A 14,777-nucleotide genomic window follows, 5' to 3' on the forward strand; every position below is an offset into this window, starting at 1 on the left:
ATAAAAATCAGTAGTTTAGCGAAACCAATTATAAACTATCGAAGTTTTTTAAATTATTAACCAAAAACAAATTTTAAATTATGAATGAAGAAACCTTTCCAGGACCTATTCAGATTCCTGTTGCAACTGCAAACGAGTGGGAAAAGAGATATCATGACGATAGCTCAATCGAAGATTCTAAGAATAAAGTAAAAGCTTTCTTAATACCAAGAGAAAGTTTGGAAAAAGTTTTAAAGCTTGAAACAGAAGCTGTTTGGGCATATTTAGGTATAAACGATCAAAAGGAAAAAACATTACTTTTTGTTGGTGCCGAATATGATAAAGAAGCTGAAAAATGGATCAATGTTTATGGCCTAGGAGAAGGAGCAGATGGTGAAGTAGGAGGTGGAGAGGTAGTATACGACGGTGCAAGGCCAAGCCCACCTTTTTAATTATTAAATTTTTAAGTTTAAAATAATGGCTGATTTTTTAATATATTCAAGTTATTTGATTTTATTGATTAATCTTGTATTGTATACATTTAGCTTTTTCCGAGAGGGAAAAGCTAATGTTTTTTTTGTCTCTTATTTAGCTTTTTCAACTGTTTTGCAGTTTTCAATGGAACTAGTTTATCATTTGGGAATGAATAATTTATTTCTTGTTAATATTTTTTTTATAGGACAAATGATCATACTTGGACTTTTTTATAATTCGCTATTTTATAATAAAGCTCAAAAAATATTCGTCAAGATCTCATTAATAATTGCTTTGCTGATTTTATTAGTGCAATTTTTGATAGATTCTAGTCAGTTCTTAAAGTTTAATTTATTCGGAATAACTTTAACGTCTTTGCTGATTGTTGTCTTTGCACTAGTTCATTTTTATAATATGCTGACGGAAAATAAAAAGTATTACTATATAAGTATGGGGGTAGTTTTTTATTTATTGGCAAGTACTGTACTGTTTTTAATAGGCAATCTATCTACAGGATTAAGTGCAGATTTGAAATATCTAAGCTGGCAGTTAAATGCTTTTTTATTAATAGTCTACTACTTGATTATTTTATTTGAGTGGAAAGTAAGTTTTTCACAAAAGGCAAGTCTGCAGAATTAGTTTGTAATTATATACTATAAAAAAAATAGATATGAATGCAGGTCACATTCCTGAGAAAGAACTAGTAGCTATAATATTATATATCTCTTTGTTTTTTATAATTGTTGCAGTCGCATTAATTATATTCTTTTATTTTTCTAGAAAAAAAATCATTCAGAAAGAACTAGAGAAAATAGATTTAATTCTTCGTTATCAAAAAGAACAGCTCCACGCTATTATTGTAACCCAAGAGGAGGAACGAAAAAGAATTGCGCAAGATCTTCACGATGATATTAGTTCAAAATTGAATATTGTTTCCTTAAACAGCCATTTGCTTACAGCGCCAAACTTAACTGAAGCTGAAACTGCAGAAATTACAGAAAATATTATTGCTTTGACAACAAAGGCATTAGATAATTCTAGAAAAATTGCACATAATTTGTTACCGCCAGTTTTTGAAAAATTTGGATTGAATGCAGGTATCGAGGAATTGTGTGGGGAGTTTGAAAGCAGTAAATCGGTCAAAACACATTATAAAAACGAAATTGATTTTGACGAGAAAGACATAGATAGACATTTGCATGTTTTTAGAATTCTGCAAGAACTTATGAATAATTCTATCCGTCATGGAAAAGCATCAGAGATATGGATTTCGTTTGCTAATATTAACGGAATAAATACTTGCAATTACCAAGATAATGGCGTTGGTTTCGATAATTCAAATGCAGAAAATCAAAAAGGTTTAGGAATGAAAAATATAGATAGCCGCATATCGTTTTTGGAAGGAACAATAGAAATTAACTCTCAAATTAATAGTGGTATTGTTGTAAATTTTACTTTTTAGGTAAAATTATGTGTTTTATTAAGGTTCTTAGTCAATAAAGTGGGGTATTTAGACTTTTTCTAAATCATATTTTGTAATTTCGGTAAACCAAATTAAACGACCAAAAACAAAAAAGATGAATGCTGCTATAAAAATTGCCCTAGTCGATGATGAAATTTTGTTTCGAAAAGGAATTTCTTTTTTATTACAGAGAGAGGAAAATATAGACGTTATTTTTGAAGCCTCAAATGGTGAAGAGCTTATTTTACAATTAAATGAAAAGGAAATAAAACCAGATATAATAATAATGGACTTAAAGATGCCGGTGTTAAACGGGGTCGAAGCCACTAAAATTATTAGAAAATCGTTTCCAGATATTAAGATTATTGCACTGACTAGTTATGACACAAAGTCTTTTATTGCCAATATGATTCAAGTTGGCGCAGTTGCTTACTTAATAAAAAATACTACTCCAAAAGATTTAATTCATACGATAAACGAAGTAGCGAAAAAAGGTTTTTATTACAACGAAAATGTTTTAAAAACGATTCAAGAAACCATAGTTTCTCCTAAAAATGCAAGAGGTGGTTTAGAAACTAATTTCCTTTCCCCGCGTGAAATCGAAATTCTACAATTAATTTGCCAGCAGAAAACTACAGCAGAAATTGCTGAACATCTTTTTCTAAGTCCTAGAACTATAGAAGGGCATAGGAATAATTTATTGCTTAAAACAGAATCGCGTAATATTGCTGGTTTGGTTGTTTATGCTATTCAGAATGAATTGGCAGTTTTAACTATTTAAAAAATTACGCTGTCAAAAACTGAATTGACAATACATAATACAATATTATTGTTATTACAAGAACACATAATCCTATTTTCTGAATTATATTCAGGCCCTTTTGTTGGTTTTTACTATCATTAAGCTTCATAATGTGGTTATTTTTACGGCGATTAGTTTGATGAACCTGGGATAGCAAATGTAGAAAGAATATTCTGCCTAAGTATAGGTGTTTTTACCTGTTTTTAAGTTGTTTAAAATTTTCTTCTCAATCTTTTTTTTAACATTCCATTATGGCATAAAAAGCAGTAAGCATTCTTTTTTTGTTGCAGCCTTTTATATCTTTACTAAAATAATTTTCTGATGAATAAGAGTTTACTCTATATTTTTATACTATTAGCAACACTAAGTGCTAGAGCCTCGTTTATCTTACTTCCGATGGACGAAACAACGCAGCAAAATCATCTAAAAGCATACGGAATTACTTATTGGTGTTTGAGTAGAGATTATAAAGCAAGTTGGCTTTTGAATTATCGAGGTGGGTCTTTTTTACTTCCGGATGCAGATGAAATTAGAAAAGAATGTAAAATAAGAGGAGTTAGTTTTGAAGTGATTTCAGATAGCGAACAAGCTTCTATTCTAAATGAAATTTCGAGTCCTTCTCAAAATATGGAATCAGTGATTTTAGAAAAAGCGCCTAAAATTGCCGTTTATACTCCAAAAGGAAAACAACCGTGGGATGATGCTGTGACTTTGGTTTTAACTTATGCCGAGATTCCTTTTACTCCCATTTATGATGAAGAAGTTTTAAGCGATCAATTATTAATGTATGATTGGCTGCATTTACATCATGAAGATTTTACGGGACAATATGGGAAATTTTACGCAGCTTATAAAAATACACCTTGGTATATAGATCAAAAAAGAGACGCAGAAGCTTTGGCCGCTAAATTGGGATATGCAAAAGTATCTCAAGAAAAAGGAGCAGTTGCTAAAAAAATTAGAGATTTTGTTATTGGCGGAGGTTTTATGTTTGCGATGTGCTCTGCAACAGATAGTTTTGATATTGCACTTGCTGCCGATGGTGTAGATATTTGTGAATCTATGTTTGACGGAGATCCAAGTGAACCGAATTATCAGTCAAAATTAAATTATAATAATTCTTTTGCTTTTAAAAATTTTACTCTTGAAAGAAGACCGGAAGTTTATGAGTTTTCTGATATCGATATGACAACAAAAAGGAGAGTATTGATGGAGAAAGATTACTTTACTTTAATGGAATTCTCTGCAAAATGGGATCCTATTCCGAGTATGTTATGCCAAAATCACACACAATTGGTGAAGGGTTTTATGGGACAAACAACTTCTTTTGACACTTCATTGATAAAATCGAACATCTTGATAATGGGAACATGCGAGATAAATGGAGAGTCTAGATATATTCATGGAGAAAAAGGCAAGGGGATGTTTACTTTTTTTGGCGGACATGATCCAGAAGATTTTCAGCATCAGGTTGGAGATCCTCCAACGGTTTTAGATTTACATCCGAATTCTCCAGGTTATAGATTGATCTTGAATAACGTTTTGTTTCCAGCTGCTAGAAAAAAGAAGCTTAAAACTTAATTAGTTTAAAGAAAACTCAAACCAGATTGGAATATGATCGGACACTTTTCTTGCATTCTGAAGTGAATCAAAATCTTCGTAAAATTTAATGATTCCGGAATTGAGGACTTTTAGATTTGCTGTATTATAAAAAATATTATCAAATTCAGATGCAAGACAAATATTGCTTTTGCATTGATGCTTAAGAGTTGTTTTTTGATTTTTTAATACAGATGCATATCCCATCTTTTTTAACGGATTAAAAACAGAATGTTTTTCAGGGCAATTGAAATCGCCTAAGAAAGCGAGATTTAAATTGGGATATTCGTTTGGCAAAAATTTGAAATATTTGATTTCGGTTTCAGGCTGCTTTTTTTTCGTTATTGCATGAAAATTAACTAGTGTAATTGTCTTTTTATTGATTTCGAATGTGGCAAAATAGGGCTCCCGATCAATTTCTACACTAAATTTTTTCTCAAGCCAAGGTTTGGTTTTTAATTTGGCTTTGTTAGTTTTCCAAATAAACGCGTACCGTTCTGTTTTGTAACTGCTGCTAGAAGTAGGATCACTTATTTTGTAATCCCATTTATTGCCCTTTTCGTTAAGTAATGCTGCAAGTTTTGCGACGGTTTGAGCACCTCCATTTCCGGCAACAACTTCCTGAATTGCAATAATATCGTAGTTATAAATTGTTTTGGCAATATAATTTAAATGGATATCAGATTTAGATTTTCCAAAGTTTTCGATATTCCATGACAGAACTTTGGTTTGTGCAAAAGATAAAAAGGCAAAAAATAATAAGACTAGGCTGAGAATTTTCTTCATATAAATTTAATGAGCAGAGATATAAAACTTCTCTTTCAGCAATAATCAAGCCCTTATTAAAAATAATTAGTGTTTTTTGTATCGGTTTTTTAGTGCAGTTCCGATTATTATAATTTGCAATACTAATAATGCTGGAATAAATATCATTTTCCAATCAATTTCTAGCCAGCCCGTTTTTTCAGAAACAAAGGCAAAACTAATCGATAAAAAAAGACATAATAACATTGTTTTCATAATAATTCTATTTTGTGTAGTATTAATTTTAGAGAATATAATACTCGCTTTGCTTTTCGGTTTCATGGTAAGTTAATAGGTTATTACAAATTTAACGGTATGAAAAGTGTAATCCTTACGGAAACCCGTAAATCGCAATAAAAATTACACCAGTCCGAAATCTTTTGCGATTGCGATCAAATGCACATTGTTGTTCGCTTTAAAATAAATCTTTAATTTATTTATTCTTTTTTCGATACTGCTTGTTCCATTAGGCGTTATAGATAAGTCTTTAAATTCTTTAGAAATGCTTTCTAAAATGTAACCTTGTGATAAAAGCTTTAAAATAGAAATATCATAAGATTCTATTTCAATTAGTGACTTATCGTTGAAACTAAAAGACAAATCAGAAGAAAGTATTTTTTCTTCATTATTAAATGTGCCTTCAATAGCATTTCTTAGTTCCGAAATACTATTTCTTCCTTTAGAAACATAAGCATTAATACCTAATTCGTTAAAAAGAGTTTTAATCCTATAACTTTTGTCTTCTATAGAAAAAACGATCTTTTTTATATTGGGTTGAACTTTATTTATGGCATCTATAAGCTCGTCGCCACTATTTAAATTTACTTTTCTATGATCCGATTTAAAAGATAAATCAGTAATCAACAAATCGTAAGGTTCTTTGTCAGCTAATGCTTTTTTTATTTTAAGCAGACCTTCGTCACAATATTTCACATGATGAATTACTGGAACTTGTAACTCTTCAAGTACTTGAACAACTGCAATGCTGATACTATCTAAATCTTCGGCAACTAAAACTTTTTTAAACATATACTAGATTATATAGGGAATTTGAAACTTATTTTAAAACCACTTTCTGAATTTGAGTCAAAATTAAATGTTCCTTTTATTGTTTCAATACGGTTTTCCACATTTTGTAGTCTTTTTTCTAAAATATTATTTTCTGAAATAATTTCATTACTGTTATCAGTATAGGAAATGAGTAGATTTTTGTTTATTTCTTTTACAATAATACTCACCAAACTAGAACTATTAGATTTTTTCATATTGAATAATAATTCTTGTAAAATTCGATAGAGTATTATTTTTTTATTTTTATCAATTTTACTCCAGAAAACCGAATCAAATCCATTTAGAATAATGTTTACATCTTTAGTTTTGTATTCTGAAATCATTTCCTTTAAGATAGCTAAGTATCTTTCGTCTGTCGGGACTTTGCTGTTTTCTCTAGATATGTTGCGGGTTTTTGAGTAAATATTATTTAAGCTATCTAGTAGTTTTTCCTTATTGTCTTGATTTTCTAGATTGTGATCTTGTACAAATAATAACGTTTCATAGATATTTGAGTTAAGCTCATTATGCAATTTCTGAGATATTCTCATTTCGCTTTTAAGGATGATGTCATTTTTTTCTCGTTTGCCTTTGGTAGTAATATAAAATATTAAAAAAAGGATGATAAATAAGCTTAAAGAAATTACGACATAAGAAATATAGCTTCTGTTTTTTTGTCTTTGCAATTGTAATTCTCTTTCTGCTTTTTGATTTTTGAGTTCAAAATTTTCTTCTTTATCTTTCTTTGAGTCATATATGACATCTGCAAATTGATTTTTTGCAGTTTTTCTGCTTAAATAGAGGCTATCATTTTTTCTAGTATAAATTTCCCAGTATTTTTTTGCTTTTTCAGCCTTGTCCATCTTAAGTAGATCGGCTAATCTGTCGATTTCATTTCCAGCTGATTTTGCTCGTTTTGCAGCATGGTATGATTTCTCTGCATAAAATTTTTTAAGTTCTGGATTATAATATTTTGAGTAATAAAGATAATAGCCAAAATAGTTGGCAATTAGCTCAAAATCATTGTTGTATGGGATGGTTAATTCCAAACTTTCGTCAAGACATTTTAAAGCTTGTTCTTTATGATTTCCAAGGCCTATGTAGGAGAGAGCTAAATTATACAATATACCAGAACGCACAAGGTTTGTATTTGAAGGTGTGATTTTATCTGCAATTTTGCACTTGGATATTGGTTCTAATATATCTTTCGCCTCTTGAAATTTTTTTTGTTGAACATAAACAAATGCAATTTCAGATAATATTCGCGCTTTTCTAAATGTGGATATTGCTGTTTTTAATGCTTTTCTATGATAGTAAAGTGCCTTTTCGTTGTTATAAGTATAAAAATAGTTGAAAGCCATAAACGTGTAAGCATTGATGGCATACTTTTTACTAGATGTTTTATCTAAATAAGGAAATGCTTTTATAAGCGTAGCCTCTGCTTCGTAAAAATTGCCATATCGTTGCAAGATTTCAACTATATAGTTTAATGAACCAACATATGCATCTGCATAATCTTCTTTAGGATCACATAGCAATTGTGTTTTGTTGAAGTAAAAATAGGCACTGTCGTATTTTCCTGCATCAAAAAAAGCATGAGCTTTTTCTGATGTTTTTTTTATTTTATTTGAAAGATCGGTTTTAGTGTGATTTTTTTGTTTTTTTTCTGCTTTAGAAAACGATACAAAGAAAAGAGTTGCTAGAATCAAACAAATGATTAGCAAAGAAAAAAGAATATTTTTTTTTTGAAAAAAGGGTAACAGGTTTTTAATCATTACGCAGGAAGTTTAATTAAGACCTTAAAACCATTTCCAAAATCTGAATCGATTTCGATCTCACCTTTGATGGCTCGAATTCGATTCTCAATATTATGCAAGCCATTTTTGTGAACCATTTTGTTTGAGTCAATTCCTTTTCCATTGTCGGTATAGTTAATTATAATAGTATTTTTCCTTTTTTTAAAAGTTAAGGCAACTAAAGAAGCATCACTATGCTTTTTCATGTTTACTAGCAATTCTTGGATAATTCTGTAAATCGATACTTTTTTAATTTCATCAACTTGATCCCACGAAATTTCATCTAACCCATTTATTAAGAAGTTTATTTTAGAGGTATTAAATCCAGAAATCATCTCTTTAAGTGAAACTGTATAATTTTGGTTGCTCAAAATAGGATAGTTTTCCTTGGATACATCTCTTGTTCGAGAATAAATATCATCTAGCTTTTTCAGTAAATGATTTCGGTTTTCTTCAGTAGAAAGATTTCTATTCTCAACAAAAGCAAGCGTATGATAAATGTCATTAGCTAATTCGTCATGAAGTCTTTTTGAAATTCGCGTTTCGCTTTGATAAGTTGCTTCAATTTTTTGACGATTATTTCGTGCAGTTAAATAGTAATAGACAACCACAATCAAGCATGATGCTAATATGATTATGATATATGAAATAATATTTTTGCTTTCCTGTTTTTCTAATTGAAGTTCGTTTTTGATTTTTTGAGCCTTTAATTTTAAGTTTTCCTCTTTTTCCCTTTTGGAATCATATTTCATTTTTGCAAATTGATTTTTTGCTTTTTGTCTAAAGGCATAAATACGGTGATTCTCTTTTATATAAAGAAGAGCCTTTTCTTTTATTTCTGCGGCAGAATCAGTGTTTTCTATAATAAATTTTAATGCAAGTAAGCGATCATTAGTATTGCCGGATAAGGTGTAGTTTTTGTAGCTTAATTTGGCATACATCATCGATAAAGAATTATTGTTTTGATAATATTGAGCAAGATTATAATACGTTTTGCCTAAACCATCTTCATACTTTGCTTCAGAGTTTATATGTATACTCTTTTCAAAAAAAGACAAAGCTTTCGAATTCTTGAGTTTGAAATAACAAATGCCAATATAATCGAGTATTTTGGAATAATATATTGGTTTTTCCTGTACAGTTTTTTCTTTGCTTATGGATAAGAAAATTTGCAATGCTTTATCGTATTTGCCTTGGTTGATATAAATGGCCGCAATATTGTTTTTTGCTTCAAGTACGTTGATTCTGTCTACTTTCAAAACAAATGCTTTTGAATAATAGTAAATTGCATTTGGATAATCATAAGTGTAATAATAGTTTCTGCCTAAAACACTGTAAATATTCCATATGTGATTTGGATCGTTTATTTTGTTTAAATAAGGAATTGTTTCTGTTGCTGTCTTAGTGCTTCCAATAAAATCTTCATGATTTTGTTGAATTTCTGCCATGTAATACATGCAATAAACGTAACTTTTGGCATCTTCAGTAGGATTGCATTTCGTTCTCGCTCTGTTGTAGAAATAAAATGCGCTATCAAACTTTTTAATCTTGTAGAATGAATCAGCTGTATTGATAATTTTCTCTATTCTGACCTTATTATTTAGATCGTCTGCTGTGAAGTTTTTTCCCTTCTGACAGGCAAAAAAAAATGTAAAAATTAGAATTATATATAGTAAAAATGGTATTCCCTTTGGTATCATGCGTCAAAAATAAAAAATCTCAGTTCTTGTGAAAGAGTATAAATACCTGTTTTTGTAAAAAGATGAATTCGTTATTTTTTGCCTATTCATTTACAATTATATACAAACAAACCCTCACAGAGAGGGTTGTTAAAGTTTGAAAATTATGTAAATATTATCCTTATAAATTATTCTGCTCTCATTCCTGTAGTAATTGCTAATCTATTCCATGAGTTAATTGTGATGATGGCTAAAAGTATTTCGGCAAGATATTTTTCATCAAATAATTTAGCAGCATTTTCGTAAACTTCATCTGAAACATTATTGCCAATTAATGTAACTTGTTCTGTTAACGCTAAGATTGCTTTTTCTTCTTCATTATAAAAATCGGCTTCACGCCAAGCGCTAATTAAATAAATTCTTTGTTCAGAAATACCATGCTTTCGAGCGTCTGCAGTGTGCATGTTAATACAAAATGCACAGCCATTGATTTGTGAAGCACGGATTTTGATTAATTCCTTGTGTACAGGAGTTAATGAAGTAGATGAGATATATTTTTCTAGATTTAATAAAGCATTATAAGCTTCTGGAGCAACATTCGGGATAACGATTCTTGATTTCATTTTTTTATGTTTTAAAAGTTCATTACAAAGGTCAGTAATGTATACTTTCAAAAACTTGAACTACTTCAAGAAATCAAATCAGACTTTTCCAGCTCTTATTTTACTCATAAATTCTGCTGAAAAATCCAGATAGGAGGCAAGCATATATTGAGGAACACGCTGTACAAAATCAGGAAAGTGATCATTAAAGTGATGATATCTTTCTTCGGCTGACATTGTAAATAAGAATTTAATTCGCATTTGCATTGCTCCAAAACTTTTTTGAGTAATGATTCTAAAGTACCTTTCAAGATTCGGAATTTCAATCAGTAATGATTCTAAAACGTTTTTATCAATAGCGATAACTTCTGAGTTTTCGACTGCCTGTAGATAAAAACTTGATGGCACATGATTGTGATAACTCAAATAATCGGTAATCCACCAATTTTCGATTCCAAATTGAAGTGTTTGCTCAGTACCTTTAGCATTGATTATGTATTGTCGCATACAGCCCTTGACAACAAAATACATTGTATTGCAAATTTGGCCTTCTTCGAGGACATGCTCCTTCTTTCTTATTTTAGAAATTTCTAGACATGATTCTAATTTGTCAATATCGGAAGTTTCAAGGGTAATGAATTTTTCAATATGATCAAAAAGTGCTTTATACATAGCTTTGTTTGGTTTATGTAAAGTTACCTTTTAAATTTGGTTTCTAAAGAGAGAGGGGGAGATTTAAAACTTCTTCAAAACAAAAAAAACCATTCGCGTTAACGAATGGTTTATATAATAAGTAAGTAATCTTAAATTGAGTTTATAAAACGTTTTATTTTACTTTATTAAGAATAGCTTTGAAAGCTTCTGGGTGGTTCATAGCTAAATCAGCAAGAACTTTTCTGTTCAATTCGATTCCATTAGCTTTAACTTTACCCATGAATTGAGAATAAGACATTCCTTCTAATCTAGCTCCAGCGTTGATACGTTGAATCCATAATGAACGGAAATTTCTTTTGTTTTGTTTTCTATCGCGGTAAGCGTAGCTCATCGCTTTCTCTACTGCATTCTTAGCAACTGTCCAAACGTTTTTACGTCTTCCAAAGAAACCTTTGGCTTGCTTCATTATTTTTTTTCTTCTTGCTCTTTTAGCAACTGAATTTACCGATCTTGGCATAATTTTAATGTGTTTTTGTAGCAGGCGTCCTGAATTGAATCAAAGGAACTTAAAGCCATACTCCAAGGTTATATAAATAATTTTTTAACCTAAAGAATTATTAGATAATTCTTAATTGTTGTTTAATGCTTCTCATATCTGTTTGGTGAACTAGCGCTGAGTGTGTCAAAGCTAATTTACGTTTTTTAGATTTTTTAGTCAAGATGTGACTTTTAAAAGCATGCTTTCTTTTAATCTTTCCAGAGCCAGTAACTTTAAAACGTTTCTTAGCGCTAGATTTTGTTTTCATTTTAGGCATTTTTCCTAGTTTTTTAATTTATTCTTACTTACTTATATCTTCAGTCTAAAAGTTTAAAAGTTTAAAGTCAAAAGTCAGTTTATGACTTTCGACTTTAAGACTTTAAGCTTTCGACTTATTTCTTTTTCTTAGGAGCAATGAACATGATCATTCTCTTTCCTTCCAGAACAGGCATTGCCTCAACTTTACCATGTTCCTCTAAGTCCTGTGCAAGACGTAATAATAGAATCTGACCTTGATCTTTGTAAATGATAGAACGTCCTTTAAAGAAAACGAAAGCTTTTAATTTAGCTCCTTCTTTCAAGAATTTTTCAGCGTTCTTTCTTTTAAACTCATAATCGTGCTCGTCAGTTTGAGGACCAAATCGAATTTCTTTTACAACAACTTGAGAAGATTTAGCTTTTAAAGCCTTATCTCTTTTCTTTTGTTCGTAAACAAATTTCTTGTAGTCCATGATTTTACAAACCGGTGGTTCAGCGTTTGGCGAAATTTCAACTAAATCCAACTCAAGTTGGTCAGCTAAACGTAGCGCATCAGCTATTTTAAAAACCCCAGGTTCAATGTTTTCCCCTACAAGACGTACTTCTGGAACACGAATAAGGTTGTTTATTCTGTGTGCATCTTTTTTTTCTACGCGAGGTTGAAAACCTCTGTTACTTTTTATTGCTATGACTTTCTAAATTTAAGTTAAACTGTAAATACTTTTAATGTCTTTTTTATTTCTTCGTCTACAATCGCAGCAAATTCTTCGATTGAAACTGTGATATTACCTTTTCCTTCTTGTCCGTGACGACGAATAGAAATAGTACCATTTTTCTCTTCTTCCTCACCAACGATAAGCATAAATGGGATTTTCTGCATTTCTGCATCTCTAATTTTCTTACCGATAGTTTCATTTCGGTTGTCAATTAGGGCGCGAATTTCGTGATTTTCTAGCAAATCTAAAACTTTTTTAGCATAATTTTCGTATTTCTCGCTCAAAGACAAGATAATAGCTTGCTCAGGCATCAGCCAAAGTGGGAAATTTCCTGCTGTATGCTCTAGTAAAATTGCTATAAAACGTTCCATAGATCCAAAAGGAGCTCTGTGAATCATAACAGGGCGATGTAATTCATTATCAGCACCTTTGTAAGTCAATTCAAAACGCTCAGGTAAATTATAATCTACCTGAATAGTTCCTAACTGCCATTGTCTTCCCAAAGCATCTTTTACCATGAAATCTAGTTTCGGACCATAAAACGCTGCTTCACCATATTCTACAACAGTATTTAGACCTTTGTCTTTTGCTGCATTGATAATTGCATTTTCAGCTTTTTCCCAGTTTTCATCAGTTCCAATATATTTGTCTCTGTTTTCTTGATCTCTTAACGAAATTTGAGCTGTAAAGTTTTCAAAGCCTAACGAACCAAATACATATAATACAAGGTCAATTACTTTTTTGAACTCTTCATCCAATTGCTCTGGAGTACAGAAAATGTGCGCATCATCTTGAGTAAAGCCTCTAACGCGAGTTAAACCATGTAATTCTCCAGATTGCTCATATCTATAAACAGTACCAAATTCAGCATAACGCTTAGGCAAATCTTTATATGACCAAGGTCTTACATTGTAAATCTCACAGTGGTGAGGGCAGTTCATTGGTTTTAATAAAAATTCTTCACCTTCTGCTGGAGTGTGAATTGGTTGGAAACTATCAGCTCCATATTTAGCATAGTGGCCAGAAGTAACATAAAGTTCTTTCTGTCCAATATGAGGACTGACAACTTGTTCGTATCCAGCTTTTTTCTGAGCTCTTTTCAAAAATTGCTCCAATCGATCTCTTAAAGCAGCACCTTTTGGTAACCATAAAGGTAAACCTTGACCCACTTTTTGAGAAAAAGCAAATAATTCAAGCTCTTTTCCAAGTTTACGGTGATCACGACGTTTAGCTTCTTCAAGAAGTTCAAGGTATTCAGTCAAATCTTTTTGTTTAGGAAAAGAAGTTCCATAAACACGAGTTAACTGTTTGTTTTTCTCATCACCTCTCCAATAAGCACCGGCAACACTCATGATTTTTACAGCTTTGATAATTCCAGTGTTCGGAATATGTCCACCACGGCATAAATCAGTAAAAGTAGAATGGTCGCAGAAAGTAATAGTTCCGTCTTCAAGATTTGAAATCAATTCAGTTTTGTAAACGTTATCTTTATACATTTCTAAAGCTTCTGCTTTAGTTACTGGACGCATTTTAAAATCAAACTTTCCTCTTGCGATTTCAAGAATTCGGTCTTCGATTTTTTTAAAATCAGCTTCAGAAATTTTCTGGTCTTCAAAATCAACATCATAATAGAAGCCATTAGCAATCGCAGGCCCAAGAGTCAATTTAATTCCAGGGTACAATTCCTCAAGAGCTTGAGCCATTACGTGCGAAGTCGAGTGCCAGAAAGCTTTTTTACCTTCGGCATCATTCCAAGTATATAAAATAAGATTACCGTCGGTCGTTAATGGAGTCTCGGTTTCAATAGTTGTACCATTAAAAGATGCAGAAATAACATTTCTTGCAAAACCTTCGCTAATGTTTTTAGCGACCTCCATTGGAGTTACGCCCGAAGCGAACTCTCTAATTGACCCATCGGGTAAAGTAATCTTGATCATTGTTTATAATTTTGTGAATGCAAATATACATGATTACAAAAATACATACAATATATATGTATAAGTTTACTCTATTATATAAGTATAGTTTTGTTGTACTATAAGAATAGCTCTTGTTTCAACCCGACAGGTTTTCAAAACCTGTCGGGTTTATTTTTATGCATATATAAGGAGAAAGCTTCATTTGCCATTCAGACCGCAACTGAAGTTCTTTAAAGTTTTGGGATTTGGAATTTAAAAGATTGGGATTTTGTTTTTTTAGGAGCTTTTTCCCGCTATGCGCTTCAATCTTTTGAGGCCGAACCCCGGCCCCAAAAGGATTTCCGCTGCTATCGGGGCTAAGAATGCGGTTTCAGAAGAGGCAATTCGGGAAATGGAAGATTCCGTAAGCATGAAAAAACTTTTGAAAAAGGCGCCAAATGCTGAA

The 14,777-nt window shown here is 31.2% G+C and carries 16 protein-coding genes; 5 read left to right on the forward strand and 11 right to left on the reverse strand.

The window, feature by feature from the left end:
- Positions 1-80 precede the first annotated feature (80 nt).
- The 5 genes from NU08_RS15925 to NU08_RS15945 all read left to right on the forward strand — a co-directional run bounded on the left by NU08_RS15925 (position 81) and on the right by NU08_RS15945 (position 4,298).
- A complete protein-coding gene (locus NU08_RS15925) occupies positions 81-431 on the forward strand; it encodes a hypothetical protein (protein WP_129748105.1) in 351 nt (116 codons plus the stop codon).
- A 25-nt stretch (positions 432-456) separates the two neighbouring features.
- Complete coding sequence (locus NU08_RS15930; RefSeq protein ID WP_129748106.1) at positions 457-1,092, forward strand: hypothetical protein; 636 nt, start codon at positions 457-459, stop codon at positions 1,090-1,092.
- 31 nt (positions 1,093-1,123) lie between these two features.
- On the forward strand, positions 1,124-1,915 hold the full coding sequence (locus tag NU08_RS15935; protein WP_129748107.1) for a sensor histidine kinase: 792 nt from the start codon (positions 1,124-1,126) through the stop codon (positions 1,913-1,915).
- A gap of 115 nt (positions 1,916-2,030) precedes the next feature.
- Positions 2,031-2,696 (forward strand): response regulator transcription factor, encoded by a 666-nt coding sequence (locus tag NU08_RS15940; protein WP_129748108.1) that lies wholly within the window; start codon positions 2,031-2,033, stop codon positions 2,694-2,696.
- A 342-nt stretch (positions 2,697-3,038) separates the two neighbouring features.
- Complete coding sequence (locus NU08_RS15945) at positions 3,039-4,298, forward strand: asparagine synthetase B (protein WP_129748109.1); 1,260 nt, start codon at positions 3,039-3,041, stop codon at positions 4,296-4,298.
- Here NU08_RS15945 and NU08_RS15950 read toward each other — a convergent pair whose 3' ends face one another.
- From NU08_RS15950 to thrS, 11 genes are all read right to left on the reverse strand, one after another.
- A complete protein-coding gene (locus NU08_RS15950) occupies positions 4,299-5,102 on the reverse strand; it encodes an endonuclease/exonuclease/phosphatase family protein (RefSeq protein WP_129748110.1) in 804 nt (267 codons plus the stop codon).
- 66 nt (positions 5,103-5,168) lie between these two features.
- Positions 5,169-5,336, reverse strand: coding sequence for a hypothetical protein (locus tag NU08_RS22365; protein WP_165352465.1), 168 nt, complete (start codon positions 5,334-5,336; stop codon positions 5,169-5,171).
- Positions 5,337-5,480: 144 nt separating this feature from the next.
- On the reverse strand, positions 5,481-6,149 hold the full coding sequence (locus NU08_RS15955) for a response regulator (protein ID WP_129748111.1): 669 nt from the start codon (positions 6,147-6,149) through the stop codon (positions 5,481-5,483).
- An 8-nt stretch (positions 6,150-6,157) separates the two neighbouring features.
- Positions 6,158-7,945, reverse strand: coding sequence for a tetratricopeptide repeat-containing sensor histidine kinase (locus tag NU08_RS15960; RefSeq protein ID WP_129748112.1), 1,788 nt, complete (start codon positions 7,943-7,945; stop codon positions 6,158-6,160).
- On the reverse strand, positions 7,945-9,414 hold the full coding sequence (locus NU08_RS15965) for a tetratricopeptide repeat-containing sensor histidine kinase (RefSeq protein WP_242502570.1): 1,470 nt from the start codon (positions 9,412-9,414) through the stop codon (positions 7,945-7,947). The genes NU08_RS15960 and NU08_RS15965 overlap by 1 nt, the downstream gene beginning before the upstream one ends.
- Positions 9,415-9,833: 419 nt before the next feature.
- Positions 9,834-10,268 (reverse strand): carboxymuconolactone decarboxylase family protein, encoded by a 435-nt coding sequence (locus NU08_RS15970; protein ID WP_129748113.1) that lies wholly within the window; start codon positions 10,266-10,268, stop codon positions 9,834-9,836.
- Between the two features lie 78 nt (positions 10,269-10,346).
- Positions 10,347-10,919, reverse strand: a complete 573-nt coding sequence (locus tag NU08_RS15975) for a Crp/Fnr family transcriptional regulator (protein ID WP_129748114.1) — start codon at positions 10,917-10,919, stop codon at positions 10,347-10,349.
- Between the two features lie 154 nt (positions 10,920-11,073).
- Complete coding sequence (rplT, locus tag NU08_RS15980) at positions 11,074-11,418, reverse strand: 50S ribosomal protein L20 (RefSeq protein WP_008464948.1); 345 nt, start codon at positions 11,416-11,418, stop codon at positions 11,074-11,076.
- A gap of 100 nt (positions 11,419-11,518) precedes the next feature.
- Positions 11,519-11,716 (reverse strand): 50S ribosomal protein L35, encoded by a 198-nt coding sequence (rpmI, locus tag NU08_RS15985; RefSeq protein WP_008464950.1) that lies wholly within the window; start codon positions 11,714-11,716, stop codon positions 11,519-11,521.
- A gap of 115 nt (positions 11,717-11,831) precedes the next feature.
- The gene (gene infC / locus NU08_RS15990) at positions 11,832-12,386 is read right to left on the reverse strand and encodes a translation initiation factor IF-3 (RefSeq protein WP_111286002.1); all 555 of its coding nucleotides are present in this window, start codon (positions 12,384-12,386) and stop codon (positions 11,832-11,834) included.
- A 17-nt stretch (positions 12,387-12,403) separates the two neighbouring features.
- Positions 12,404-14,350 (reverse strand): threonine--tRNA ligase, encoded by a 1,947-nt coding sequence (thrS, locus tag NU08_RS15995; protein ID WP_129748115.1) that lies wholly within the window; start codon positions 14,348-14,350, stop codon positions 12,404-12,406.
- Positions 14,351-14,777: the final 427 nt, after the last annotated feature.

It is taken from the genome of Flavobacterium anhuiense (genome assembly GCF_004151235.1).
Classification (GTDB): Bacteria; Bacteroidota; Bacteroidia; order Flavobacteriales; family Flavobacteriaceae; genus Flavobacterium; species Flavobacterium anhuiense_A.